Origin of the sequence: Streptomyces coffeae, assembly GCF_016741875.1 — a bacterium.
Classification (GTDB): Bacteria; Actinomycetota; Actinomycetes; order Streptomycetales; family Streptomycetaceae; genus Streptomyces; species Streptomyces coffeae.
The window spans coordinates 200,817-225,831 of sequence record NZ_JAERRF010000009.1 but is presented as its reverse complement, the minus strand read 5'-3'; the positions used below and the strand labels follow the sequence as shown (position 1 = coordinate 225,831).

The following is a 25,015-nucleotide window of genomic DNA, read 5'->3' as shown; positions in this document are numbered from 1 at the left end:
GCGCAGGTCAGGCGGGGAGGGCCGGGTAGTCGGTGTAGCCGCGCTCGTCGCCGCCGTAGAAGGTGGCCCGGTCGGGCTCGTTGTAGGGACCGGCGGCCGCGAGGCGACGGGGCAGGTCGGGGTTGGCCAGGAACAGCGCGCCGAAGGCGATCATGTCCGCGGCGCCGTCCTCGATGAGGTCGAGGGAGTCCTGACCGGTGGGCGCGGGGTGGGTGAACGGGTTGAGGACGAACGTGCCGGGCCAGTCCTTGCGCAGGCGCTCGGTCAGACTGCGGTCGGGGCCTTCGAGTACGTGCAGATAGGCCAGGCCCAGCGGGGCGAGACCGGCCACCAGGGCCGTGTAGGTCTCCTCCAGATCAGCCGGGTCCGTCTCGGCGATGTCGTTGAAGGGGGTGCCGGGGGAGATGCGGATTCCGGTCCGGTGGGCGCCGATCGCCTCGGCGACGGCGGTGGCGACCTCGATGCCGAAGCGCACCCGGCCCGCGGCATCTCCTCCCCAGGTGTCGATGCGCTGATTGGCGTTGGGGGCGAGGAATTGGTGGATCAGGTAGCCGTTCGCCCCGTGGAGCTCCACCCCGTCGAAGCCGGCGGCGATCGCGTTGCGCGCCGCGTCGGCGAAGTCGGCGATCGTCCGGACGATCTCGTCGTGGTCCAGCTCCTTGGGCGTGACGAAGTCCTGGGGGCCCTCGTGGGTGTACACCTGCCCCTTCGCCATGACGGCGGAGGGGCCCACCGGGATCAGGCCGTCGGGCAACAGGCTGGGGTGGCCGATGCGACCCGTGTGCATCAGCTGCGCGAAGATCACCCCGCCCTCACGGTGGACCGCGTCGGTCACCCGCCGCCATGCGGCGATCTGCTCCGTGGTGTGCAGGCCCGGTGTGTCGGGGTAGCCCTGGCCGACCACCGACGGCTGGACGCCCTCGGTGACGATCAGGCCGGCGCCGGCCCGCTGCGCGTAGTAGGTCGCCATCAGCTCCGTCGCCGTGGCACCCGGCCCGTAGGCACGGCTACGGGTCATCGGCGCCATGGCTATGCGGTTGGCCAGACGCTTGCCGCCCAGCTCGATCGGGTCGAACGCAGTCGTCATGATCATTCCTTTGGTCGGGAGAGAGGGGGCTGCTCGTCCGGCAGCACCCCGGTCGGTGTGCGGGCACCCCATCATTACCTGTCCGAACAAGTAAATGCGAATGACGCTTCCTGAGTCACCATGTGAGCCGCGCCACATACCCCGCTGTGTGCGGTCAGCACATGGATTTCACGCGAAGCTGAGGGCGGGGTAACCTCATAGTTGTCTGCACAGTGTTCGATCGAGAGAGGGCGGTACTGATGAGCCGGGAGGCGCAAAACCAGTCACTCGAAGCAGGTCCCCCCACGGTGACGGTGCCGGCCTCCGCCCACGCGGGGCCCGTCAGCCACGCGATCTTTCGCGTCGCCCGCCTGCACCGCATGATCGCCGGACAGCTGCTGCGTCCCCTCGGCCTCCACCTCGGCCAGGAACTGGTCATGATGCATCTGTGGGAACTCGGCCCTCAGCGGCAGACCGATCTGGTACGTCTGCTCGACTCCGACGCCCCCACCATGACCCGCAGCATCAAACGCCTGGAAAACGCCGGCTTCGTCCGCCGCCGCCCTTGCCCCGACGACAAGCGCGCCGTCATCATCGAACCGACTGTCGCCAGCCAGGCGCTGCGCCGCGAAGTCGAACGCATCTGGGCCGAACTCGAACATGCCTCGACCGGCGATCTCACCCCTGATCAGCAAGCCGAAACGCTGGATGCCCTGCGACGCGTCGAAGCCGGCCTCGCTCGCGCCGCCGCACACACTCCCCGGGCAGATGCCCCCGCATCGACCGCGCATGCCGACACCTCAGCCGACAACGAGGGGAAGCCGCACACGGGATGAGCACGTCTGGCTGCCGCGGCCCCGCTCAGCGGTCAGTGGCAGGACCATCGTGCGTTACACACGCCACCGGGCAGGCTTGTGAGCAACTGCCTCCTGCCCGGGCCTCCTTACCGGCAGCGCCGTTCCAGCGTCGCGGGGACTGCTTCGCGCTGAGGCGGGCGAGAACGAGGGCGGCGGTCGCGGCGAGCACGACGAGGGCGGCCCCCGAGAGCATGAAGGCCCTCTCCACTCCGGCGAGTGTGATGACGGTCGAGGCCACGAAGGGTGAGACCGCCAGGGCTCCGGCGACCCCGGCCTCCCACAGGCCCAGCGCCTTCGCGAGATGGTGTTCCGGAATGCGCTGCTGCACCAGTGAGATCAGCGGGATGTCAGTGAGTGCCGAAGCCAGCCCGGTGGCGGTCAGCAGAACCGCTGCCACGGCACCGGAGGTGACCGTTCCCAGCGGCGCACGGAAGATCCCGAGCAGGGCCCATGCCAGCACCGCGGCCAAGGCCGGCCCGCGGATGTGCAGTCCGGCGATCAGCAGCGCCCCGACCACCTCGGCAACCCCGGAGAGGCCCAGCAGCAGGCCGTACTGGCTGCCCTTTCCCACCACAGCGACCAACCCGACCGTCAAGAAGCCGCTGGTGAGGGCAAGTGCGAGCACGAACGTAGTGATGACCACCAGCACATCGGGGGCGGCACGCACGGCCCTCAGCCCGGCCGCGAGATCGGACCACAGCCCCGCTCGGCCGCCGGTCGGGGCAGGGCGTGTGACGCGGATGGCGGCCACAGCGCCCGCCGAGACCACGAACGTCAGCCCGTTGACCACCAGCACCCATTGCAGCGAGCCGTGCATGAGCAGCGGCGCGAGCATCAGCGGACCGACGAAGAAGGCGGCCCTGAAGGCCACCTGTAGAAGCCCGTTGGCCTGTTGCAGTCGGTCGTCCGGCACGATCTGCGTGACGATGGCGTTGCGGGCCGGTGCGAACGGGGCGCCGATCAAGGCGAGCAACGCGGTTCCCGCCACCAGCAGAGGCAGATCCAGCAGGCCGAGGGACATCAGCACCAGGGCCACCACCAGCACGGCGACCCGGGCCAGGTCGGTGGCGATCATCAGCTTCCGGCGGTCGTAGCGATCGGCGTACGAGGCGCCGATGAACGTGGCCACGAATGCGGGCGCGAACGCGGACACGCTGACCAGAGCCACAGCGGCCGGATCCTTCGTCAGTGTCCAGGCCAGCCACGCGGTCGCGGCGGTGTACAGGCCGTCGCCGAAGCGCGAGACGCCCTGGCCGACGAAGAGAAGCAGGAAGTTGCGGTCCCTCAGCAGTGACATGCCGCCACTGTCGGTTCCGCTCGCACACGTGATCAACTAATTCGGCAAACAGCTAATCAGTCGCTCGATCGCCCGCATCATCGCTGTGCAGGAAGCTCTCCAGGCTGGGGGCGAGGCCCGCCACCTGTCCGGGCACGAGCCAGTACAGGACGTAATAGCCCTCGCGGCGGCGCTCGAGCAGGCCCGCGTCCGCCATCACACGCAAGTGCTTGGACAGCGCCGCCTCGCTGACGCCGACGAGCGGAGCGAGTTCCTGGGTGCTGCGCGGACGTTCGGCGATCAGCCGCAGGGCGCGCAGCCGGGTGTCGTCGGCGAGCGCCCGGAGAATGCCGACGAGCCGAGCGGGCGGAATCCTCGGGCGGGCTTCCCGGGCGATCGAGGAGACGGGGAAGACGAGTCCGAGGGGCCAGGGACCGTCGCAATTGACCCGCACATGCGGCCACACATAGGCGCTGGGGGCGAGCACCAGCCTGTCGTCCGGTCCGATGACGACGTCGTGATCATGAGGTCTCTCGAGCCAGAACTTCTCGGCCCGCGCATCACTGCGTACTTCTGGCCACAGACCACGGAGCATCCCGTACAGGCCGCGCTCGGCGATCTGGTGCCCCGCCTCGCTGACACCGGCGGCCAAGTCAGGCTCAAGCCGTGCCCATTCCCCCTCGAACGCCTCCCGCCAGTAGCGCTCCAGCATGGTCAGGAACCGCTCCAACAGCGACTGAGGGGCGTCCAGGAGCATCGCGGCCATCGTGTCATCGCTTTCCCGCACGGCTCGCTCGCGCAGCTGGCGGCGCATTTCCGGTCGGTCCAGAACCCGCGGATCCCTGCCTTTGCCGCCGCCCGGCCACGGGGTGAGCAACGGGACGGCGAACTCCAGACGGACCAGCTCCGGATCCGCCGCCCGCAGACCGGCCAGCTCAGCCTCGAAGCCCGGCAACCCGCCTGTCGGCTGAGGAAAGAGGAACTCGGGAAAGTACGAGCGCACCGCGAAGGAGAAAGCCTCGATCTCCCGCTTCAGCCCCGGTGACAACCTGCGCATCGCGCGCACCCACCCGTGCTGGACAGGATGGTGCTTGGGCTCCACCAGCACATGAAGACTCAGCACGGCTTCCATCGCCGGCGAGTAGGCGAACCCCACCCGCTCCGCACCACTGGCCGGAATCCGGAACACGATCGTCATGACTCGCCATCCTTGCCGCACAGCGTCCCGGCGGGGGCGGTGCCCCGCCGACGGTGAGCGGTGAACCTCCGGGCGGCTCCGGATTTCGCCTGAGCGGTGCTGCGACCAGGAGCGCGTTGTGGGCCGCGTCGGTGAAGTCGGCGATCGACTGCCAGATCTCAGCCTCGCTCAGCCCCCCACCGGCACCAGGCCGTCGGGCAACAGGCTGAGGGCCATTGAGTCCGGGCAGGCGGTGGTGTGCTGGTGGAACGCCGGAAGGGTTGCTGGGGCAGATGCGCAACGGCTCGGCCGTGTGACCGCTGTATAGGGTGATCGTGCGATTCGGCGAGGGGAGTTCAGGGTGGAGCGACCGATGAGCATCGCGGTGGCGCAGCCGAGGTGCGCGGCTTACGACGTGACGGCCAACGCGGTGGCCCATGCGGAGGCGGTTCGGGCAGCGGACGCACGGGTGGTGGTGTTCCCCGAGATGTCGCTGACGGGATACCAGCTGGACGCACCGCCGGTGTTCCCGGACGATGAACGGCTGGCTCCGATCGTCGCCGCGTGCGCCGAGACCGGGACACTCGCCCTGGTCGGCGCGCCTGTACCGGGTCCGCACATCGGCATCCTGGCTGTGACCGGAGACGGCGCGCGAGTGGCTTATGGGAAGGTCTACCTGCACAGCAGCGAGGCCGTCCACTTCGTGCCCGGCGAGCCCGCTGCGATCGACGTGGACGGGTGGCGGCTGGGGCTCGCCGTCTGCCGCGACACAGGTATCCCCGAACACGCCGCGAGGACACTCGCGTTGGGCATCGACGGCTACGTAGCCGGGGTTGTCCACGCCGATCACGAGGCTGAGGTCCACGGTGAGCGCGCCCGCCGGGTCGCCGCCGACCACGGTGTGTGGGTCGCCACGGCCGCCTTCGCGGGTCCGACCGGTGGCGGTTTCGACCGCACATCCGGCCGTTCGGGAATCTGGTCCGCCGATGGGGAGTTGGTCGACGAGACGAGCGCCGCCCCCGATGAGATTGCGCGGGCGGTCTTCACCACGTGAGCCCCGTGGTGGTCTCGCCATGCTGCCCCGCATCGGGGATGACTGGTCCGTCCTCTGCCTGGGCATCCATGCCCCAGTGAACCCACCCCCTGATGCGAAGGCCACTACGGAATCCTGACCATTTCAGGCTTTGGACACCTACTGCTGGACAATGATCTCCCGCTTGAGGATCTTGCCCGTTGCTCCCTTGGGGAGTCCGTCGGTGAACGTGACGATCCGTGGGTACTTGTAGGCGGCAACCCGCTGTTTGACGTAGTCACGTATCTGACCGGTGGTGGTCTGTGCACCGTCCCGGAGCGTCACTACGGCGGCCACCTCCTCCCCGTGGATCTCGTGCGGCACGCCCACGACAGCGGCTTCGGCGACGGCGGGGTGTTCGTAGAGCACCTCCTCGATCTCCCGCGGATAGACGTTGTACCCGCCACGGATGATGAGGTCCTTCTTACGGTCGACGATGAAGTAGTAGCCATCCTCGTCGACACGGGCGAGATCACCGCTGTGAAACCACCCATCCCGGATGGCTTCCGCGGTCGCGTCAGGCCGGTTCCAATAGCCCTTCATGACGTTTTCACCGCGGATCGTGATTTCCCCGACCTCGTCCGGGCCCACTGTGGTGCCATCGTCCGCGATGAGTCCGAGTTCGACTCCGCGGATGGGGAGACCGATCGAGCCTGCCTTGCGCGGCCGGTCCGGAGGGTTGAACGCGGCGACCGGTGAGGTCTCCGAGAGCCCGTAGCCCTCCAGCACAGTGACGTCGAATTCCCGCTCGAAGCCGTGGAGTACCTCGACCGGCAGGGAGGCTCCACCGGAGACGGCCAAGCGCAGCCGTGAGGGGCCGTAGCCGTCGGGGATCCCGTGATGGAGCAGAGCCGTGTACATCGTGGGGACACCCAGGAAAACGGTGACCCTGTCCCGGCGCATGATCTCCAACGCCCTGCCGGGCTCGAACCGCGGCAGCAAGGTGAGAGTGGCGCCGGCGGCGATGGCGGTGTTGAGGGCGCAGGTCTGCCCGAAGGCATGGAACAGCGGCAGGCCCCCGAACAGCACGTCGTTCGGGCCGACGTGGAGCAGCGTCTCGGCCGTGGTGGCTGCGTTGGTCATCAAATTGCGATGGGTCAGCTCGGCGCCCTTCGGGGTACCTGTTGTGCCCGAGGTGTAGAGAATGACGGCGGTGTCGTCGTCCGCCCGGTCGACGACCCCGAGTATCGGATCGCTTGCCTGCACCAGGGTGTCGAAGGAGGTCGGCTCCGTGACCAGGCATTCGACCCCAGCCGCCGCCGCGGCCGAGGCAACCTCGTCCGCGACGTGCGAGGAGGCCAACACGATCCGGGCCCCGGAATCCCGGAGGGTGAAGGCGATTTCACGAGCCTTGAACAACGGATTCATCGGCACCACCACGCCGCCGGCACGGAGGATGCCGTAATACGCGACCGGGAAGTGGGGGACGTTGGGCATGACCAACGCAACGCGATCGCCGGCGCGGACGCCCTTGGTCTGCAACAGCGTGGTGAGCCGGGCGCTGGCGTCGTTCAATTGGGCATAGGTGAGGACGATATCGTCCTGGCGGATGGCGACGCGGCCACCGTCCGTGCGGGCGGATTCCGCCAGGAGCGCGACGAGGTTGTTCATTCGGCTTCCCCTCTGATCTGTGCTGGTGGCCGGTCACGGATGGCGGCAGCAGCCGCCGAGTCCCGCGGAGTTCCGCGGCGCGGGCAGACGGATTCGGCACGGAATTCCATCAGAGGCCATCGATCGGTAGGGATCGGCAGGGGATTCCGTACCGCGTTCCAGGGCTGGTCAAAGGTCGGACTGTTTGTCATGGTGGGCTCCGTTGGATTTCCGGTCGGCGGGGACACCGAAACCGGACGGCTCGCTCCATCGCAGTGGTGCAACGCTAGGTCAGCCCTCGGCTCATCGCTTGACCTGGCGTGGCAGCTGACTTAACCATTGGGGACAGAGCCCTGGAGTGCGCCCATGAAGCCCCTTGTCCGCAACGCGGCGCTGAGCAGCTACGTCGAGGTCAGCCAGTCGCTCGGCATCGACCCGCGAGCCCTGATGAAGCGCGTCGGCCTGGACCCCGTCGGCCTCGCGCTCCAGGACAGATGGATATCCGGTGCGGCCGTGACCCAGCTGCTCGAGCTCTCGGCGGCGGCCTCACACCGCGAGGACTTCGGCCTGCTTCTCGCTGAGCGCCGTCGCTTCTCCAACCTCGGCCCCATCAGCTTGGTCATACGTGAGGAGCCGGATGTCCGCAGCGCACTCGAGCTTCTTGTTCGTTATGGACATATGTACAATGAAATGCTCCACAGTCGGCTCTCCGAGGCGAGGGGCTTTGCCACCCTCAAGGTGAGCCTGGAGCTGGGTGAGCACATGGCGGCGCGCCAGGCCACCGAGCTGGCTGTGGGTGCTTTCCACGGGATCCTCCGCAGTTTCGGTATGCGGTGGCAGCCGGTCTCCGTGTGTTTCACGCACCGGGCTCCGGCGGACACCGCGACCCACCGACGCGTTTTCGGCCCCGTGGTGGAATTCGACCGGGAATTCAACGGAATCGTCTTCTACGCCGACGACCTCAACGCGCCCAACCTCATGGCCGACCCGTTGCTCCGGACCTACGCGCGGCAGTATTTCGAGTCCATCGCGGTCTCGAGGGACACGACCATGCTGGACCGCGTGCGCGAGCTGATCGAAGTCCTGCTGCCGACGGGGCGCTGTTCGATCGAGCAGGTGGCACGCAGCCTCGGTGTCGACCGGAGAACCGTCCACCGGCACCTGGCGGCCTCGGACGAGACGTTCTCCTCCCTCCTCAACACGACGCGCACCCAGCTCGCGGGTCAACTCGTGACGAACCCGCGCCGCTCATTGACGGAGATCTCAGAGCTGCTGGGATTCTCCGCACCGAGTGCTTTCTCGCGCTGGTTCCGCCAGCAGTTCGGTTGCAGCCCCAGGGAGTGGCGCGTCCGGCGGACCAGGCAGCAGCCCGTCGCCGAGGGATGACCACCAGCGGTCACCGGCTGCCGGTATGACCCCGGCCCATGGACGGCCGTGTTTCCAAGTCCCCAAGTGATACGTCAGATGTCACCTGTGGTGAAGCAGCCGATGTAACCGGCCCTTAACGTTGCATTACCGCAAGGGAGACCGTCGGCCACACAGGGTCGAACCGACCCTGTCCGCAGCCGTACCTCCCTCCCGCACCCGCTGAACGTGTCCGGGCTGCCCACGGGCCCCGGAATCCGCCTGCCATCCCACTCCGCTCCTCGCCAAGCCCTCGGGCCTCGTATCGCAGACAGCGATGCGCGCAGCGAGTGAAGACCCCTTCTCAAAGGAGACGGACCGTGCACTTCTTCGACGACTCCCTGTATCCGGAGAACCAGGAGAAGCTGGTCATCCAGGCCGCGCCCTACGGGCCGGAGTGGTTGCCCGGTGACGCCGACGACCTTCCGCTCACCATGGACGAGCATGTGCAGGCGGCGGTCGACTGCTACAACGCCGGCGCCACCGTGCTGCACATCCACGTGCGTGAGCTGGACGGCCGCGGCTCCAAGCGCATGTCCATGTTCAACGAGCTGATGGCCCGGCTGCGCGAGGCCGTGCCGGACATGGTCCTTCAGATCGGCGGGTCGATCTCCTTCGCTCCCGAGGATGAGGGCTCCGACGCCAAGTGGCTCAGCTACGACACTCGCCACATGCTGGCCGAGATCACCCCTGCGCCGGACCAGGTGACGATCGCGATCAACACCAACCAGATGAACATCGTCGAGCTCTTCGACGACGAGGACATCGAGGGCACGTCGATCGCCAAAGAGGCGTACTACAAGGCCTATCGGGACATGGTGGTCGAGGCCGGGCCGGACTTCTACCTCGAGCACCTCACGCGGCTCCGTGACCATGGCATCCAGCCGCACTTCCAGCTCGCCAACCTGGCGCAGCTGGAGACCGTGGAGCGGCTGATCCGCAAGGGCATCTACAGCGGGCCGCTGGTGCTCAACTACGTGGCCATCGGCGGTGGGTTCGCCGGCCGCCACCCGGCCGACCTCGTCGAGTTCATCCGTCGCGTCCCGGACGGCGCCGTGCTCACCATCGAGGCGTCCATGCGCGCGGTGGCGCCGATGAACGCGATCGGTATCGCCCTGGGCACGCATGTGCGGGTGGGCAACGAGGACAACCTGTGGCGGCACAAGGGCGAGCGGATGTCCTCCGTGGAGCAGGTCGAGCAGATGGTCCAGATCGCCAACGCGCTCGGTCGTGAGGTCGCCACCGGGCAGGAGGCGAAGCGGATCTACCAGATCGGCGCATGGTACTCGGGCGCCGACGAGACTCTGGCCCAGCTCGGCATGGTGCCCAACCGCCGTCCCGGTCAGCGAGGCTTCATGCTGCGCGACACCAAGAGCTGACCCAGACCCCACGAGCGGCGGTCGCGGGACCGAATCGTGGCATCCATCCCCGCCGATCGGGGTCGGCCCGCGACCGCCGCCCCAACACACACGAGTAAACGGAGCATCTTGTGGCACACGCCGTTCGCTTCCACGAACCCGGTGGCCCCGACGTCATGCGGTGGGAAGAGGTCACTGTCGGCGACCCGCGCCCGGGCGAGGTACGGATCCGGCACATCGCCGTAGGACTCAACTTCGCCGACACCTACTTCCGCACCGGCCTGTATCCGGCTCCGCTGCCCGCGGGGCTCGGTGTGGAGGCCTCGGGTGTGATCGAGGCCGTGGGCGAGGGCGTTACGCATGTCGCCGAAGGCGACCGGGTGACCTACACCGGGAGCCCGCTGGGTGCCTACAGCACGGAGCGGGTCATGCCCGCGGATTCGCTGATCAAGCTGCCGGAGGAGATCAGCTGCGAAACCGCCGCGGCGATGACCATGCGCGGCCTCACCTCGGCCTATCTGCTGCGCCGGATCCACCCGCTGAAGTCCGGCGACACCGTGCTGCTCCACGCGGCGGCCGGCGGCGTCGGTCTGATCTTCTCCCAGTGGGCGAAGCTGAACGGCATCACCGTGATCGGCACGGTCTCGAGCGAGGAGAAGGCCGAGATCGCCCGTGCCCACGGCTGCGAGCACATCATCTATTACCGGCGCGAAGACGTGGCCCAGCGGGTACGCGAGCTGACCCATGGCACAGGTGTCCCGGTCGTCTTCGACAGCATCGGCAAGGACACCGTAGCCGGATCAATGGCCTCGCTACAGCGCCGCGGTCTGCTGGTGTGCTTCGGCACATCCTCCGGAGTGCCGCCGCTCGACGCCATGCAACTGGCCATCCATGGCTCGCTGTTCGTGACCCGGCCCGCGCTGGCCGACTACATCGCCGAGCCCGCCGAGCGGGAGGCCCTGGCCGGTGAGCTGTTCGGCCATGTCGCGTCCGGACGCATCAAGATCGAGATCAACCAGCGCTACGCCCTTCCCGACGCGATTCAAGCGCATCGCGATCTCGAAGCGGGGCGGACCACGGGTTCTTCCCTCTTCGTCCTCTGAGTACAACGCGCCCACACATCCCGTCTCATCACCGAGGAGTGAGCACCATGCCTCAGACCGTCCACCCGAGGGACATCACACCCGCCCTGGTGCGTCCCGGCGTCCGCCGCACCTCCCTCAGGGTTGAGGAGCTGACCTGCACCATCGGCGCCGAACTCGTCGGCGTGAACCTCGGCGACGCCGCGCGCGACGACGACCTGTTCGCCGAGATCCAGCAACTGCTGATGGAGTACAAGGTCCTCTTCCTGCGGGACCAGGACATCACCCGCGCCGAGCATGTCGCCTTCGCCAGGCGCTTCGGACCGCTGGAGGACCACCCGGTGCTCGGCAGCGACCCGGAGCACGCGGGGCTGGTCCGTATCTACAAGGACCTGGACAGCGAGCCCGAGCACTACGAGAACGCGCTCCACTGCGACGGAACGTGGCGTGAGTGCCCGCCCATGGGTGCCGTACTGCGCTGCGTGGAAACGCCCGACGTGGGGGGTGACACGATCTGGGTCAACATGGCGGAGGCCTATCGCAGGCTGCCGGAGCACATCAAGGTCCAGATCTCGGGTCTGCGCGCACGGCACAGCATCGAGGCGAGCTTCGGCGCCGTGATGTCCACAGAGCAGCGACACCAGCTGAAGGCACGGTACCCGGACGCGGAGCACCCGGTGGTGCGCACCCATCCCGAGACCGGTGAGCAGATCCTCTTCGTCAATGCCTTCACCACCCACTTCGTCAATTACCACACGCCCGAGAACGTGCGATTCGGCCAGGACCACGCCCCCGGGGCAAGCAACCTCCTGAACTACCTGATCAGCCAGGCGGCCGTCCCCGAGTACCAGGTGCGCTGGCGCTGGCAGAAGAACAGCGTGGCCATCTGGGACAACCGCTCCACGCAGCACTACGCCGTCCAGGACTACTGGCCTGCCGTCCGCAAGATGGAACGCGCCGGAATCGTCGGCGACCAACCCTTCTGAGCCCGCCCCCCGGAGAGACGAGAAGGGTGACGCCGATGGGACTTCACACTGCCGGCACAGCCGTGCCGGGGACGTCTCCTGCCACACCGGCTGCCGTATCCCGCAGGTACGCCTGGCTGGTGTTCGGGTTGAGTTTCGGGCTTCTGCTGTCCGACTACATGTCACGGCAGGTCCTCAATGCGGTTTTTCCGCTGCTCAAAGCGGAATGGCTGCTGTCCGACACCCAGTTGGGTTCGCTGAGCGGCATCGTGGCCCTGATGGTCGGGGTGCTCACCGTCCCGCTGTCACTGCTCGCGGACCGCTGGGGTCGGGTGAGGAGCCTGGTGATCGCCGCCATGGTGTGGAGTCTTGCGACCCTGGGCTGCGCGATGGCCGCGAGCTACGGTCAGATGTTCCTGGGCCGGTTCATGGTGGGCGTCGGAGAGGCGGCGTACGGGAGCGTCGGTATCGCGGTGGTGCTCAGTGTCTTCCCCATCAGCCTGCGGGCCACGCTCTCCGGCGCGTTCATCGCGGGAGGCGCCTTCGGATCCGTACTGGGGGTGTCGATCGGCGGCGCTGTCGCCCAGCACCTGGGCTGGCGCTGGGCGTTCGGCGTCATGGGGATCTTCGGAATGGCCCTTGCCGTGATCTACGGCATCGTGGTCACGGAGAAGAGGCTGGGTACGGTCTCCGGCGGTGGCAGGGGCGCCTCCGGTGTACGCCCGGATGGCTGCCCGTCCGATGAACGCGCAGCTATCCGGACCCTGCTGCCGCGGCTGTTCTCCTCGGTTTCCGTGGTGTGCGCCTACATCGGCAGCGGGTTGCAGATGTTCATCGCGATGGCCCTGCTCGGCTGGATGCCCAGCTTCCTCAACCGCTACTACGACATGCCTCCCGGGAAGGCCGGTCTGGTCGCCGGGGTCTTCGCCCTGATCACCGGCATCGGCATGATCGGCGGCGGTATGGTCGCGGACCGCCTCAGCCGGAGAGACGGTGCCCGGAAGTGGACCGTGGCGATCACCTGTAGTCTCGGGTCACTCGCCTTGCTGACGGCCGGATTCCAACTGCCCTCCGGCCCGCTGCCACTCGTGCTGATCGGCGCCGGGACCCTGCTGTCCAATGCCACGGCCGGACCTGCGACCGCCATGGTGGCGAATCTGACACCTGCTGCCATCGCGGCGACAGCGATGGCCACGCTCACTCTGGCCAACAGCCTGCTCGGGCTTGCCCCCGGCCCAGCGGTGACGGGCGTGCTCGCGGACCGCATCGGCCTGCTCGGCGCACTACAGATGGTGCCCCTGGTCGCGATCGCGGCCGGTGCGGCCTTCGCCATCGGCAAGCTGAACTACGAGAAAGATCTGCGCCGCCTGGGGCTGCTCCCCGATGTGGCGCCCACAACCCCGGAGTTGCCGTCATGAGCCTCACCGCACAGCCGACGGTCGTGATCGTCCCCGGACTGCGCGATCACGTGCCGGACCACTGGCAGACCATCCTCGCCAACAAGATCGCCGATGCCCGTACCATTGCGCCACTGACCCACGACAGACTCAGCTGCGACGCCCAGGTTGCCGCCCTGGATGAGGTGCTGTCGGACATCTCCGGGCCGGTCCTCCTGGTCGCGCACAGCGCCGGGGTGATGACCACCGTGCACTGGGCGCAGCGACACCGGCGTCCCGTCAAGGGCGCGCTGCTGGCGGCCCCGCCGGACTTCGACACCCCGCTGCCGGAGGGTTTCCCCAGCCCGGATGTCCTGCGCGAAAACGGCTGGACGCCGACCCCGCGGACACTCCTGCCGTTCCCCAGCATCGTCGCGGCGAGCACTAACGACCCCCTGGCCGCGTTCGATCGCCTCGCCGATCTCGCCCGAGCATGGGGGAGCCGCCTCGAGAACCTCGGCCCGGTCGGACATCTCAATCCTGCTTCTGGCTATGGCGAATGGCCACGGGCGCAGGAGTTCCTCCGCGAGCTCAACTGAGCCTTGTGCGACGGGTTCGCTTGGCGCACGACGGTGTTCTCTCACACTCCCTCCCGCTCACCCTCGGGCGGGAGGGAGCTGTGTGCCCGCCGAGCACGCATCGTTCTTCAGGACAGATGGGGTCAGGGGAGTGGCCGCGACCACCATCGAGGCGCTTCAGGACCGAGGGCTGTCGGCATCGACTACTTGGCGGTCCAACCGCCCAGGTCATTGTCGTCGGACGCGCGCAGCAACGCCTCCGGGGAACCCAGCATGCCGTGCGGCAGATAGCCGGAGCGGACGCCCAGCTCCCACCCGTGCGCCCAGCGGGCTGCGGTGGTGTGGCTGACCTGGAACCGTTCAGCTGCCCGCCGCAGTGGCCATCCGTCCTCGACGACGCACTGGGCCAGACGCAGCCTGCCGGTCGGGGTCAGCGGGGCGTTACGGTGGATCAACGAGGGCCTCCTGGCGTCGGCAGTAGATCTCGCAATCCACACCGAAACCAGAAGGCCCTCGCCCTGTTCAAGCACCACTCACGGCGAGTCGCCTGTCACCAACGTCCCCGGACAGCACAGCTAGCTCGTTTCTTCGCCACCACGGCGTCGCCCGCTCGGGACGGCGTGCCCTGGCAGCCCCAGCACATCCATCAACTGGCGCTGGGTGTGGGCGTATGCCTCCTGAGCGTTGAACGCTCCTCCATCCACGGTCAGAACGTGCCAGGGGGTCTGTGCGAGGAGGCGATGGGTCAGGTCAGCCTCGAAACGGAGATGGACGGCGGCCGACGCGAGGTCATGAACAGCCCGGGTGCCAGGGGAGTCGGCAAGTTTCCGCACGTACCAGTCTTCCCAGGCAGCGCCTTCCCGCTTGACCGCGCGTCGCAGCGCCGTCTGCGGATCGTCGTGGACGTACACCACGGTGACCCGGGCTGGTTCCACGACCCGGGCCAGCTCTCCCATGACGTGGACAAGAGTGTTCTCTTCGTGGCCCCATGCCACGAGGGACGGGATGAACGGCAGAAGGGCGTCCGTCACCAGGTAGTCCCTGCCCGCCGCGAGTGACTCCGAGACGTAGGCGCGAGTGCACTCGACTAAGGTCGTGGGCTGGACGGAGCGGGCTCCACCAGCGAACTCTTCGGCCACGGGCCGGAAGGCGGCCCGTGTGAGAATGTCGGCCTCCTCGAAGTGGTCGACCGATGCGCCGGTGCTGGAAAGCCATTCGGCCACCGCACGGCACAGGGTGGACTTGCCGACGCCAGGGCTGCTCCCGATGACAGAGATGAGATGCATAGTCATCCCGGCAGTCTCGCAACCGGTCCCTCACTCGGTGGCGGTGGGGGCAACGGCCGTGACAACCCGGGGGTCGACACGTGGCAACGGGGCGGCGATCGCGGAGCGCTTCGCGCGCGAAGGGGCCGCGGTCGTGGTGACCGGTCGGCCTGGGCGGATTCACCGCGAACGGCAGCCACGGCGACGGTGGGGTTGAGCCCAGTCAGCCATCGTCCTCGTCTTCCTCCTGATCCATCCGACGGAACTCCTCGTACAGAGTCGTCCCCGGCCCCGCCGTATACACCGTGGAGTCCGACCAGTCGAATCCGTGGGACTCGCGAAAGAACACATTGGCGATGCACCGATCGGGGTGACGTACGAGACGGCCCGGTCGTCGTCGCAGATGTCCTGCGGGCCCTCCTCGTAGGTGACGGGCGCTAGCGCCGGGCACCGACAGCACGAGGGTAGGCAAAGGCCCCGCTGCGCTGCGTCGGCCCGGTGACGGCAGCGCCCCGGGCGGTGGCAAGCTGAGCCGGAAGGTGCCGTCGCTTCACTGGCGCGGCGGGCGATGGACGGTCGTGGGGAGGCTGGGCGTGGACAAGGTTCTTGCGGGCCTGGACGAGGGGGTCGGCTGCGGGGATCCCTGGGAGGGTGTGGACGCGGAGAAGGTGGCTCTGGCTGCCCGGCAGCAGGCCGAGCGCCCGGTGCCCGGTGTCGAGGACATGGCGTCGTATCTCGCTGCCCAGGTGGCCGACGACTCCCACCGGGAGGTGATCGGCCCGCTGCTGGACGGTCAGGGCGCGAGCGGCGTGATCGTCCGGCGTGGCACGGTGATCGCGTCCTGGGGGGACCCGACGCGCGTGGAGATGGCGTACAGCGCGACGAAAAGCGTGCTGGCACTGGTGGCCGGTATCGCCCATGACGACGGGACGTTGATCCTCGACGAACCGGTCTCAGCCCGCGTCGGGCTGCCGCAGTTGGCCGACGCCCATGGGCAAGCGATCACCTGGCGCCACCTGCTGGACCAGACGAGCCAGTGGGAGGGCGAGCTGTGGGGCAAGCCGACATCGGTCGACGCGCAAAGCACCCGGGAGGGCACCGAGTCGGTCGGCGGGCCGCCCGGTGAGGGCTGGGCATACAACGACGTCCGCGTGAACCTGACCGCCCTCGCGCTCACCACTCTGCTCCGCCGCGCGCTGCCGGACATCCTGCGGGACCGCGTCATGACTCCGATCGGAGCGTCATCGTCCTGGTCCTGGCACGGCTACACCAACTCCCTCGCGGACATCGACGGCGCCCCTGTACCGGTGGTCTCCGGCGGCGCCCACTGGGGCGGAGGGCTGTGGATCAACGCGCTCGATCTGGCCCGCATCGGACACCTGTGCCTGCGCGGCGGTCGATGGGGGCACACCCAGGTCATCTCCGCCCGTTGGATCGAGCAGATGTGGACACCGTGCCGGGTCAAGCCCAACTACGGTCTGTCCTGGTGGCTCAACGACACTTGCACCGTATGGCCGGCCGCCCCGGCAACCGGACGCTGCGCCCGTGGCAACGGCGGCGGCCATCTGCTGTGGGTCGACCCTGCCCGAGACCTGGTGATCAGCTCTCGCTGGGGCGCCGAGGTGGAGACCCTCCTCGCTGCGGTATCGCAAGCGATCGAACCAGGCCCGCTCAGTGCCTGAGGCGGGCATGTCCCGTGTCGGTCATCTGGTCTGCCGCGAGCGGTGCGCAAAAGTGGTGGACAGAGACGACCCGAGCGGCAGACTGGCCCCATGACCGCATCGGATCCCAAGGCCGACCTTCACTTTTACCTCCAGTCCGCCCGCGACGCCCTGCTGTGGAAGCTTGAGGGACTCTCGGAGTACAACATCCGCCGCCCGCTGACGCCGACCGGTACCAACCTCCTTGGCCTGGTGAAACACGTGGCCGGCGTGGAGCTGGGCTACCTCGGCGACACCTTCGGACGGCCGTCGGGCGAGCCGTTGCCCTGGCTGGAGGACGGTGCTGAGCCCAACGCGGACATGTGGGCCACCGCCGACGAGTCACGCGAGGACATCGTGGAGCTTTACCGCCGGGCGTGGGCGCACGCGGACGCGACGATCGACGCACTGGCGCTGGACACGATCGGCAAGGTGCCCTGGTGGCCGAAGGAAAGGGATGAGGTGACGTTGCATCATGCCGTAGTGCGCGTGGTTGCCGATACGCACCGGCATGCCGGGCACGCCGATATCGTCCGGGAACTCATCGACGGCGCCGTTGGGATGAACAAGGGCAACGACAGCATGGTGCCCGGCGACTCGTCGTGGTGGGAAAACTATCGAAGCCGACTGGAGCGTGCGGCTCAGGACGCCGACCGAGACGCCTAACGCCGGATCGGACGGAGATCAGAGACGATCGACATGCGCTCGCACAGGGCGGACCCAGCCGCGAGTGCCAGAGCTCGGCCGGCCTGCCGCGCTGCCGCTCAGGCCCGCCGGGATGGCTGAGCGGTACGGCCGGTAGAAGACCGTCCAGCCGATGGCCGCCCGAGGGCAGGCGGAGGCGGGTCAGGCGTACGGGTCAGTGAGCGGGCGGGGGAGGGGGCCGGGGGTGCCGGTGCGGATGAAGGAGATCCAGGCACCGCGGACCGCCCGGCCGAGGGCGGTGACCTCCCTCCAGGGCGTGGAGCCGAGCATGGGCGCGTGTCGCCAGGCCCTCTCGGGCCCGAGCAGCAGCGGGAGTTCGACACAGTGTGTGGCGCCCAGCTGTGTGCCGGGCGGGCGCCAGTCGAGCCGGTAGGCGTGGGTGCGGGCGCCCGCCCGCCGCAGCTCGGCGGCGAGGCGCGCCAGAGGTTCCCGGTAGCGGAGCCCCGTGCGTTCGCCGATGTCGGCGGGTTCGCCGCGGCCCGGCGGGAAGGCGGACATGTCGTCGGCGTTCCAGCCGTAGAACACGTCCGTGCCGCGCACCCCCGGGTCGAGTCCGGTGCCGGGCAGCGCCGGAACCCCGGTGACCGGGGTGAACGGTGGTTCCAGGGCGCTGCCGGTGTGCTGTCGGTGGTCGGCGGCGGTGCGTGCCTGCACTGCCAGCAGGGCCGCGGCGGGCGCTGTGCGGGGGTCGGCGGCGCAGAGGCGGCGCAGGTGCTCGGCGAAGGACCGGCCGGTCTCCGCCGCGTCCCGTACGGGGCGCGCCGCGATGTCGAGCGGCGCGCTCTGGAGCACCGCGCGGTGGAACAGGCCCCGCGCCGTGGGCATCCGCATCAGCAGTACGGCGGAGAGGGCGCCCGCCGACTGCCCGACGACGGTGACGTTCTCCGGGTCACCGCCGTACGCGGCGATGTGGTCCTGGACCCAGCGCAGCGCCGCCACTTGGTCGTGCAGGCCGAGGTTGCCCTCGGACACGCCGTCGAGGACCAGGTAACCCAGCGCGCCCAGCCGGTAGTTGACGCTGACGACCACCACCCCGCCCTCGGCGGCGAGGTCCCCGGCGTCGTACCAGGCGCGCAGGCCGGAGCCGCTGCTGAAGCCTCCGCCGTGGAACCAGACCACCACCGGGCGCCCCCTGCCGCCGGTCCCCGGCGCGGTGACGGTGAGCTGGAGGCAGTCCTCGCCCTGGGCGATCCGGTCGCGGGGCTTGCCCATCACCGCGTCGAGCCGGGAGGGGAGTTGGGGGCAGGCCAGGGCGCGCGGCGGGGTCCGCTCCCGCGCGGTCACCGGCCGGGGGAGGCCGAACCGGCGGGCGGTGGCGTAGCGGAGCGGACCGCTGCGCAGGACCGGGGCGTTCTTCACGCCTCTCCGGCGAATTCGGGGAGCCGGGTGGCCCCGACTCCCGGTTGTGGCTCCGGGACCGTACGGAACAGCGCCGTCGCGCCGATCAGGCTCGCTGCGCAGATGGCCACGAGGTACCAGGTGACGCCGGTTGAGGAGGCAGATGAGCCGAGCAGCGCTGTGGAGATCATCGGGGCGAGTCCGCCGCCGAGGACGGCACCCGCCTGGAGGATCAGGGACGAGCCGGAGTAGCGGACCCGCGCCGGGAAGGTGTCCGCGATGATGGCGCCCTGCACACAGTGCGTCACCGGGATGATCAGACCCATGCCCGCGAGGGCGACCAGGGCGAGTGCCGGATTCCCGGTGTCGAGCAGTGGGAAGAAGGCCCCGCACCACACCAGGATGGCCGCGGACCCGGCGAGGAACATGGTTCGCCGTCCGTGCCGGTCGGCGACGGCGGTCCATACCGGGATGGTGGCGAACCACAGCACCGCGGCCCCGCTCACCCCGAGCACCAGGAACTGCTTGTCGTAGCCCGCGTGCTGGGTGCCGTAGGAGAGCGTGAACACCATGAACACGTAGGCTACGGCGGAGTTGGCGACCACCGCGAGCAGGGTCAGCGCGAGCCGGGGCAGGCCCACCTGGAAGGCGGCGGCGAGCGGGAAACGGGCCACTTCGCCCTGCTCCCGCACTCGGTCGAAGGAGGGTGACTCCTCGATGCGCAGGCGTATCACCAGGCCGGCCGCCACGAGCACGATGCTGAGCAGGAACGGGATCCGCCACGCCCACGCGGTGAACGTGGCATCCCCGGCGAGGGTGCTGGTGCCGAGGAAGGCGAGGTTGGCGATGACCAGGCCGGCCGGGGTGCCCATCTGCGGGAAGCCCGCGTACAGGTTGCGCCGTCCGGCGGGGGCGTGCTCCATCGACATCAGAGTGGCGCCGGCCCCCTCGCCACCGAGCCCGATGCCCTGCATCACGCGCAGGACGACGAGGAAGACGGGGGCCCACAGCCCGATGGTGTCGTAGGTGGGGACCAGACCGATGAGGGTGGAGCCCAGGCCCATCAGGAGCAGGGAGACGACGAGGGTCGCCCGGCGGCCGACCCGGTCGCCGAAGTGTCCGAAGACGAGCCCGCCCAGTGGCCGGGCGACGAACCCGACGGCGAGCGTGGCGAAGGAGGCGAGGGTGCCGGCGGTGGCACTGAGGGAGGGGAAGAACTGCTGGTTGAAGATGAGAGCGGCGGCGGTTCCGTAGAGGAAGAAGTCGTACCACTCCAGTGTGGTGCCGACGAGGGTGGCGATCGCCGTTCTGCTCACGACGCCCCCTGTGGGCCGTGCTGCGGTGCTCATGGCGGAGACCTCTCGCTGGTGGCGGCAGACGGTGGGGTGTGTTGGGGGTGGGGTGTGTATCGCTGGATCCTCTTGGCACGGGACATGGCGCACAAATACCGAACCGGGGCGCCGCCATAGCGGTTTCGGTATAGCGGGCCGCGAGAAGGTCATTTGTCAGGCATGGTGGGGGTTCGAGAGTGGGAGCCATGACGGCACCCCCCGCGCTGGATTCGCAACGTCGTCGACGGACACTTCGTCGGGCCCGACGAACGCCAGGGCTTCGGCGCCATCGACCCGGCCACCGGCCTCGTCCACGCCCGCGCCTACGAGGCCGGTGCGCCGCTGGTGGACCGCGCCGTGACGGCCGCCCGGCGGGCGGTGTCCGGCTGATCGGCAAGAGCGGCTTCCTCACCGAGCGGGCCCGGCGCAAGATCGAGCGCGGCAACGCCGAGCTTTACCTGGGTCTCCCCGGCCCGCTGTGCCCCGTACCGTCCGGGTCGTCCGCCTCCTGCTCCGGTGTGCGGCCGGTGCTGGACATCTGCGCGGCGACCTCCTTCAGGGTCCGGATCATCGCTCGTGCCGACGGGCTCAGTGTGCGGGTGGCCGAGGCGGTCACCCCCACGCTGTGCCCGACGGCCTCCAGTGGAACCGGCAGCCGTGCCAGCCTGCTGTCGTCACGTACCAGGAGAGCGGGCAGTACGGCCACCACGTCGGTGTCCAGAAGGAGTTGGCGGACCGTCAGGAAGGAGGTGGTCTCCACCCGGTTCTCCGGCAGTCCGAGCCCGTGGCGGGCGAACAGCCCCTCCACCTCACGTCGCAGCGTGGTCTGCGGCCCGGGCAGGATCCACGGGTAGGCCACCAGGTCGGCGAAACGGATCCCGGAGGTCCCGACGAGCGGATGGCAGGACCGCACCGTCAGCTCGATCGACTCCTCGTAGAGCGGCCGCCGTATCAGCCCTTCCCCGGAAGGCGCGGTCAGCCGGCCCACCACCAGGTCGATACGGCCCGCCTCCAGCTCCAGCAGCAATTCCTCGGGGGAGGATTCGCGCACGATCACGGTCAGGTAGGGGTGGTCGCGCTTCAGCGCGGCGATGGCCCGCGGCAGCAGGATGTTCGACCCGGCGAGATGGGTGCCGACCACCACCGTCCCCCGGTCCGCCTCGGCCAGCTCCACCACATGCCGCCCGGCCTGGGTGAGCTGCGCCAGCACCGCCCGGGCGTGCTGGGTGAACGCTTCGCCGAAGACGGTCGGGGTCACCCCGCGTGGGCCGCGCTCGTACAGCTCGACGCCGAGGATGTCCTCCACCTCCTGCAGGCTGCGGGTGGCGGCGGGCTGGGCCACATGGAGTTCGGCGGCGGCGCTGACGACCGTGCCCTGCCGCGAGAGGGCGTCCACCAGCAGCAGATGGCGCATCTTGAGCCGGCCGTCGAACAGGCGGGGCATCTCCACGCCACGACAGTAGCCGACTCCCCGGGGTGCCTTCCGGCCGATCGCCGACGGTCAGCCGACGGGGCCGTCGCGCAGCACCCGGGAGAGGCCGAGGGCGGCCGTGCGTACGGCGGAGGCGAGCCGGGCCGCGCTGAACCGCTCCCGGGGCACCGCCACCCAGAGCGCGGCCACCACCGCCCCCCGGGCGAACACCGGCGCGGCGTGCCGAGCGCAACAGTGCCGGGTCGGTGATCGAGCGGGGCGTGAGGCTCCGCAGCGGCTGGGACACCCGGAGAAGGCGAGCAGCGCCTTGCCCACCCCGGTGCAGCTCAGCGGCAGGCTGCCGCTGATACGGGAGGGCAGCCGGAGCGCGTCATGGCCGTCGAGCCGCCCACCGCACCGCTCAGGGGGAGCTCCGATGACCACCTCCGACACCGCATGGCCCGGCCTGCTCCTCATCCAGGGCGTCACCCTGCGCGACGGTATGCACGCCGTTCGGCATCGGCGCACACACCGACTGGGAGTGGATCGAGGCCGTCAGGAGGACATGATCACCGACGTCGCCCTGGACCTGGCGGCGGATCGAGCGGACTCCTGACGTTCGTCTACAACGATCCCCGATCCACCAGCGGATTGAGGCGGCTCGTGGCCTGTTCCCCGGTGTTCTGGGGCGTGTTTTCGCGGCGGGGGAGCAGCAGCGGGGTGGCCAGGAGGAGGACTCCGGCGCCCGCGATGGCGGTGCGGGGGCTGGTGATGGCGGCCAGCAGACCCCACCCGGCGGTCAGAACCGCGGTGGTGGCGCTGGTGCTGACCGACCACGCGGTCAGGGTGCGGGCGACCCGGTCGGGGTCGGTGTGGTTGAGCCGATAGGTGGCCAGCACCGGGTTGAACAGGCCGCAGAAGGTCACCAGCCCGAATTGGATCGTGATCATGAGGACGATCCCGGGGACGCCGGGCTGGACGAACGCCAGTCCGAACGGCCAGCATGCGCGCAGCGTTCCGGTGGTGAGGAGCACCTTGTGCTGCCCGAACCGCGCCACGAGTCGGTGCGCGAGGCGTGAGCCGATGAGGCCACCGACGCACGGGGCCGCGAACACCAGACCGTACTGCCAGGGTGCGAACCCGAGACCGAGCAGCAGGAGTACGGCGAGCAGCGGCTGAGGTGCCATGATCAGGCCGTTGACCAGGATGGTGTTGAGGAACAGCGGGCGCAGCACGGGGTGGTTGAGGATGTGGCGCCATCCTTCGAGCAGATCGCGTGCTCGCAGCCGTGGTCCACCGGTCCGCGCGGGGCGCGGTTCCGTTCCGCCGATGGCGCGGATGCCCAGCGCCGAGAGCAGGTAGCTGACCGCATCGGCGACCACGGTCGTCACCGGGCCGAACACCCCGATCGCGGCGCCGCCGAGCGGTGGTCCGACCGTGGTCGCGGTCCATGTCGTGGACTCGAAACGGCTGTTCGCGAGGAGCAGGTCCTCCGGTGGCACAAGTGTCTTCAGATACGCCCCGCTCGCCGCCTTGAAGGCGATGTCGGCCGCGGCGACGACAACAGATACGACGAGGAGTTGGGCGAAGCTGAGCCGGCCGAGAGCGAACGCGGCGGGGACGCTCATCAACGCAGCGAACCGGGTCAGGTCCATCGCCACCATGACCGGCCGTTTACGGCGGAACTCCACCCATGGGCCGAGCGGTACCGCGACCACGGCCCCCACAGCCCGCCCCGCGGCAGACAGCGCCGCCACCTGGGCCGGTCCGGAGTCCAGTACGAGGACCGCGATCAGGGGAAACGCACCGAACCCGAGCGACGTGCCGTATGCGCTGACGGCATACGCGGCCCACAACCGCCCGAACTGCCGCCCCAGCGCCCGTCTGCCCGGCATACCCAACGCACCTCGCCTCGTACGGAACAACCACACGCTGACCATCGGCATCAAAGCGAGTAGCAGGCCGCCTGATCAAACAACCGACCGCCGGGGACGCACAACCATTCATTGTGTCGATACGCCGGCCGACGTGGATCTCGATGCCAAAATTCGGTTGCACATCATCGCCACTCGGGTCAACGTCGCCCGACACCTGACGAAGGCGGAGAAGATGACCGCGCAGACCCACCACGTCGACCATGAACTCATCCAGGCCGCAACGGACGTCGCCCGCACACGCTGCCGGGGCGACAACCACACCATGGCAGCCGCGGCCCGTGCCCGGGACGGCCGGATCGTCACCGCGGTGAATGCCTACCACTTCACGGGAGGACCCTGCGCCGAGCTGGTCCTCATCGGCGCGGCAGCGGCTCAGGGCGCCTATGAGCTGGACACGATCGTTGCCGTGGGGGACCGCGACCGGGGGGTTGTTCCCCCATGCGGCCGGTGCCGCCAGGTCCTGCTCGACTACTTCCCCTCCCTCAAGGTCATCGTCGGCAAAGACGACCGCGCTCGAACCGTCCTCATCACTGAATTGCTGCCCGAAAGCTACGTCTGGGCCGACCATCAGCTCGAAGCCCCGAACACCGAGCCGTTTGGCACGAGTTGACACCGTCTGATGAGTGGGTCAGTGGGTGAAGGCTCATTCATGCTGTGTCCCGAGTTGCTCGGCCAGGAAGGCGATGATCTCGTTCCGGGCCTCCATGGTGGGGTGACCGTCCTGGTCGACAAGGTGTGCCGTGACGACGCTGTGGGCGCAGCCGACGACGTCACGGAAGAAGGGCGGAGGGTTGGTGTTCGCGGTCTCGGCTTTGAGCACGCGGCCGTCGAATGCGTCCCCGAGCAGTGCTCGGTAGGCCGCGAACCGCCGGCCGGTGCACCACCTGTCGTCGTCGAAGCGGTAGCCGAGAACCTTCAGTCCATCTCGCGCTACGCGTTCAGCCACGGCGGCAGCGTCGTCATCGCTGATCTCCAGACCGCCGGGGTCGTCGAGCGGGAGCGAGGGATGGTTGACCACGGGTGCGATGACAGCGGGTTCGAGCGCCATGGTCAAGGCGAAGTTGCCGGTGAAACACAGACCGACGGCGCCGACGCCGGGCCCGCCCCGTTCGGCGTGCGCCAGACGAGCGAGGCCGCGCAGCCATGCGACCACGGGGCTGGTGCCGCCACCGGCGAACGCTCGGAACTCGGCGCTGACGCACGCGCGCCGAACGACGGTCTCGCGTGCCTCGGCGAGCGGATAGGCACCGTCGACACCGAAAAGCGAGGGCAGGTACACGGAGAAGCCGGCATCACGCACCCACCGCGCGAACCGCGCGACGTCGGGGCTGATACCCGGCATCTCGGGCATGAGGATGACTGCCGGTCCTGACCCGGCAACGTACACGGTCTTGTCGACGTCATCGACGCTGATGGCTCTCCGCGCGAAGTCGTCCAAGGGGTCGCGCTTTCCTCGCATGGTTGTCATGAACCGAGATGATGATGAGTGGCCGCCCTCCTGGAGAAGCGGCGGCATCGCCACGTATC

General features: G+C 68.9%; 22 protein-coding genes and 2 pseudogenes. 12 read left to right on the top strand and 12 right to left on the bottom strand.

What is annotated here, in order from left to right; all coding sequences use genetic code 11:
- Positions 1–7: 7 nt before the first annotated feature.
- Positions 8–1,087: an alkene reductase gene (locus tag JK363_RS17805; protein WP_201875893.1), complete on the bottom strand. Its 1,080-nt coding sequence runs from the start codon at positions 1,085–1,087 to the stop codon at positions 8–10.
- 239 nt (positions 1,088–1,326) lie between these two features.
- On the opposite strand from JK363_RS17805, the gene JK363_RS17800 reads away from it, so the two are divergent.
- Complete coding sequence (locus JK363_RS17800) at positions 1,327–1,902, top strand: MarR family winged helix-turn-helix transcriptional regulator (RefSeq protein WP_201875892.1); 576 nt, start codon at positions 1,327–1,329, stop codon at positions 1,900–1,902.
- Between the two features lie 25 nt (positions 1,903–1,927).
- On the opposite strand, the gene JK363_RS17795 is transcribed toward JK363_RS17800, so the two are convergent.
- Complete coding sequence (locus tag JK363_RS17795) at positions 1,928–3,220, bottom strand: MFS transporter (protein WP_201875891.1); 1,293 nt, start codon at positions 3,218–3,220, stop codon at positions 1,928–1,930.
- 52 nt (positions 3,221–3,272) lie between these two features.
- On the bottom strand, positions 3,273–4,397 hold the full coding sequence (locus JK363_RS17790; RefSeq protein WP_201875890.1) for an ArsR/SmtB family transcription factor: 1,125 nt from the start codon (positions 4,395–4,397) through the stop codon (positions 3,273–3,275).
- Between the two features lie 352 nt (positions 4,398–4,749).
- On the opposite strand from JK363_RS17790, the gene JK363_RS17785 reads away from it, so the two are divergent.
- Positions 4,750–5,430: a carbon-nitrogen hydrolase family protein gene (locus JK363_RS17785; RefSeq protein ID WP_215911025.1), complete on the top strand. Its 681-nt coding sequence runs from the start codon at positions 4,750–4,752 to the stop codon at positions 5,428–5,430.
- A 138-nt stretch (positions 5,431–5,568) separates the two neighbouring features.
- Here JK363_RS17785 and JK363_RS17780 read toward each other — a convergent pair whose 3' ends face one another.
- On the bottom strand, positions 5,569–7,059 hold the full coding sequence (locus tag JK363_RS17780) for a long-chain-fatty-acid--CoA ligase (RefSeq protein WP_201875888.1): 1,491 nt from the start codon (positions 7,057–7,059) through the stop codon (positions 5,569–5,571).
- A 345-nt stretch (positions 7,060–7,404) separates the two neighbouring features.
- Between JK363_RS17780 and JK363_RS17775 the strand changes: the two genes are divergently transcribed.
- The 6 genes from JK363_RS17775 (at position 7,405) to JK363_RS17750 (ending at position 13,822) form a co-directional block, all read left to right on the top strand.
- Positions 7,405–8,424 (top strand): AraC family transcriptional regulator, encoded by a 1,020-nt coding sequence (locus tag JK363_RS17775; RefSeq protein ID WP_201875887.1) that lies wholly within the window; start codon positions 7,405–7,407, stop codon positions 8,422–8,424.
- Positions 8,425–8,762: 338 nt separating this feature from the next.
- Positions 8,763–9,821 (top strand): beta-keto acid cleavage family enzyme, encoded by a 1,059-nt coding sequence (locus JK363_RS17770; protein ID WP_201875886.1) that lies wholly within the window; start codon positions 8,763–8,765, stop codon positions 9,819–9,821.
- Positions 9,822–9,931: 110 nt separating this feature from the next.
- Positions 9,932–10,903, top strand: coding sequence for a quinone oxidoreductase family protein (locus JK363_RS17765; protein WP_201875885.1), 972 nt, complete (start codon positions 9,932–9,934; stop codon positions 10,901–10,903).
- 47 nt (positions 10,904–10,950) lie between these two features.
- Positions 10,951–11,868 carry a TauD/TfdA dioxygenase family protein gene (locus JK363_RS17760; protein WP_201875884.1) on the top strand — a complete coding sequence of 306 codons (918 nt, stop codon included), beginning with the start codon at positions 10,951–10,953 and terminating at the stop codon, positions 11,866–11,868.
- Between the two features lie 119 nt (positions 11,869–11,987).
- Positions 11,988–13,265 (top strand): MFS transporter, encoded by a 1,278-nt coding sequence (locus JK363_RS17755; RefSeq protein WP_307821758.1) that lies wholly within the window; start codon positions 11,988–11,990, stop codon positions 13,263–13,265.
- The gene (locus JK363_RS17750) at positions 13,262–13,822 is read left to right on the top strand and encodes an RBBP9/YdeN family alpha/beta hydrolase (RefSeq protein ID WP_201875882.1); all 561 of its coding nucleotides are present in this window, start codon (positions 13,262–13,264) and stop codon (positions 13,820–13,822) included. The genes JK363_RS17755 and JK363_RS17750 overlap by 4 nt, the downstream gene beginning before the upstream one ends.
- A 281-nt stretch (positions 13,823–14,103) precedes the next feature.
- Here the strand turns inward: JK363_RS17750 and JK363_RS17745 are convergent.
- Positions 14,104–14,256: pseudogene (locus JK363_RS17745) on the bottom strand (helix-turn-helix domain-containing protein); the annotation flags it as partial.
- A gap of 120 nt (positions 14,257–14,376) precedes the next feature.
- Positions 14,377–15,093, bottom strand: coding sequence for a nucleoside/nucleotide kinase family protein (locus tag JK363_RS17740; protein WP_201875881.1), 717 nt, complete (start codon positions 15,091–15,093; stop codon positions 14,377–14,379).
- A 566-nt stretch (positions 15,094–15,659) separates the two neighbouring features.
- On the opposite strand from JK363_RS17740, the gene JK363_RS17735 reads away from it, so the two are divergent.
- A complete protein-coding gene (locus JK363_RS17735; RefSeq protein ID WP_201875880.1) occupies positions 15,660–16,748 on the top strand; it encodes a serine hydrolase domain-containing protein in 1,089 nt (362 codons plus the stop codon).
- A gap of 90 nt (positions 16,749–16,838) precedes the next feature.
- Positions 16,839–17,432 carry a DinB family protein gene (locus JK363_RS17730; protein WP_201875879.1) on the top strand — a complete coding sequence of 198 codons (594 nt, stop codon included), beginning with the start codon at positions 16,839–16,841 and terminating at the stop codon, positions 17,430–17,432.
- Between the two features lie 180 nt (positions 17,433–17,612).
- Here the strand turns inward: JK363_RS17730 and JK363_RS17725 are convergent, their stop codons facing one another.
- The 4 genes and pseudogenes from JK363_RS17725 to JK363_RS17710 form a co-directional block, all read right to left on the bottom strand.
- On the bottom strand, positions 17,613–18,830 hold the full coding sequence (locus JK363_RS17725; RefSeq protein WP_201875878.1) for a carboxylesterase family protein: 1,218 nt from the start codon (positions 18,828–18,830) through the stop codon (positions 17,613–17,615).
- Positions 18,827–20,158 (bottom strand): MFS transporter, encoded by a 1,332-nt coding sequence (locus tag JK363_RS17720; protein ID WP_201875877.1) that lies wholly within the window; start codon positions 20,156–20,158, stop codon positions 18,827–18,829. Before JK363_RS17720 ends, JK363_RS17725 begins: the two co-directional genes overlap by 4 nt.
- Before the next feature lie 436 nt (positions 20,159–20,594).
- The gene (locus JK363_RS17715; RefSeq protein WP_201875876.1) at positions 20,595–21,590 is read right to left on the bottom strand and encodes a LysR substrate-binding domain-containing protein; all 996 of its coding nucleotides are present in this window, start codon (positions 21,588–21,590) and stop codon (positions 20,595–20,597) included.
- Between the two features lie 51 nt (positions 21,591–21,641).
- Positions 21,642–21,959: pseudogene (locus JK363_RS17710) on the bottom strand (IclR family transcriptional regulator); the annotation flags it as partial.
- A gap of 28 nt (positions 21,960–21,987) precedes the next feature.
- On the opposite strand from JK363_RS17710, the gene JK363_RS17705 reads away from it, so the two are divergent.
- The gene (locus tag JK363_RS17705; RefSeq protein ID WP_201875875.1) at positions 21,988–22,167 is read left to right on the top strand and encodes a hypothetical protein; all 180 of its coding nucleotides are present in this window, start codon (positions 21,988–21,990) and stop codon (positions 22,165–22,167) included.
- A 7-nt stretch (positions 22,168–22,174) separates the two neighbouring features.
- On the opposite strand, the gene JK363_RS17700 is transcribed toward JK363_RS17705, so the two are convergent.
- Positions 22,175–23,446 carry an MFS transporter gene (locus tag JK363_RS17700; protein ID WP_201875874.1) on the bottom strand — a complete coding sequence of 424 codons (1,272 nt, stop codon included), beginning with the start codon at positions 23,444–23,446 and terminating at the stop codon, positions 22,175–22,177.
- 214 nt (positions 23,447–23,660) lie between these two features.
- Between JK363_RS17700 and JK363_RS17695 the strand changes: the two genes are divergently transcribed.
- Positions 23,661–24,098, top strand: coding sequence for a cytidine/deoxycytidylate deaminase family protein (locus tag JK363_RS17695; protein WP_201876043.1), 438 nt, complete (start codon positions 23,661–23,663; stop codon positions 24,096–24,098).
- A gap of 33 nt (positions 24,099–24,131) precedes the next feature.
- Here JK363_RS17695 and JK363_RS17690 read toward each other — a convergent pair whose 3' ends face one another.
- Positions 24,132–25,004: a dienelactone hydrolase family protein gene (locus tag JK363_RS17690; RefSeq protein ID WP_236075906.1), complete on the bottom strand. Its 873-nt coding sequence runs from the start codon at positions 25,002–25,004 to the stop codon at positions 24,132–24,134.
- Positions 25,005–25,015 lie beyond the last annotated feature (11 nt).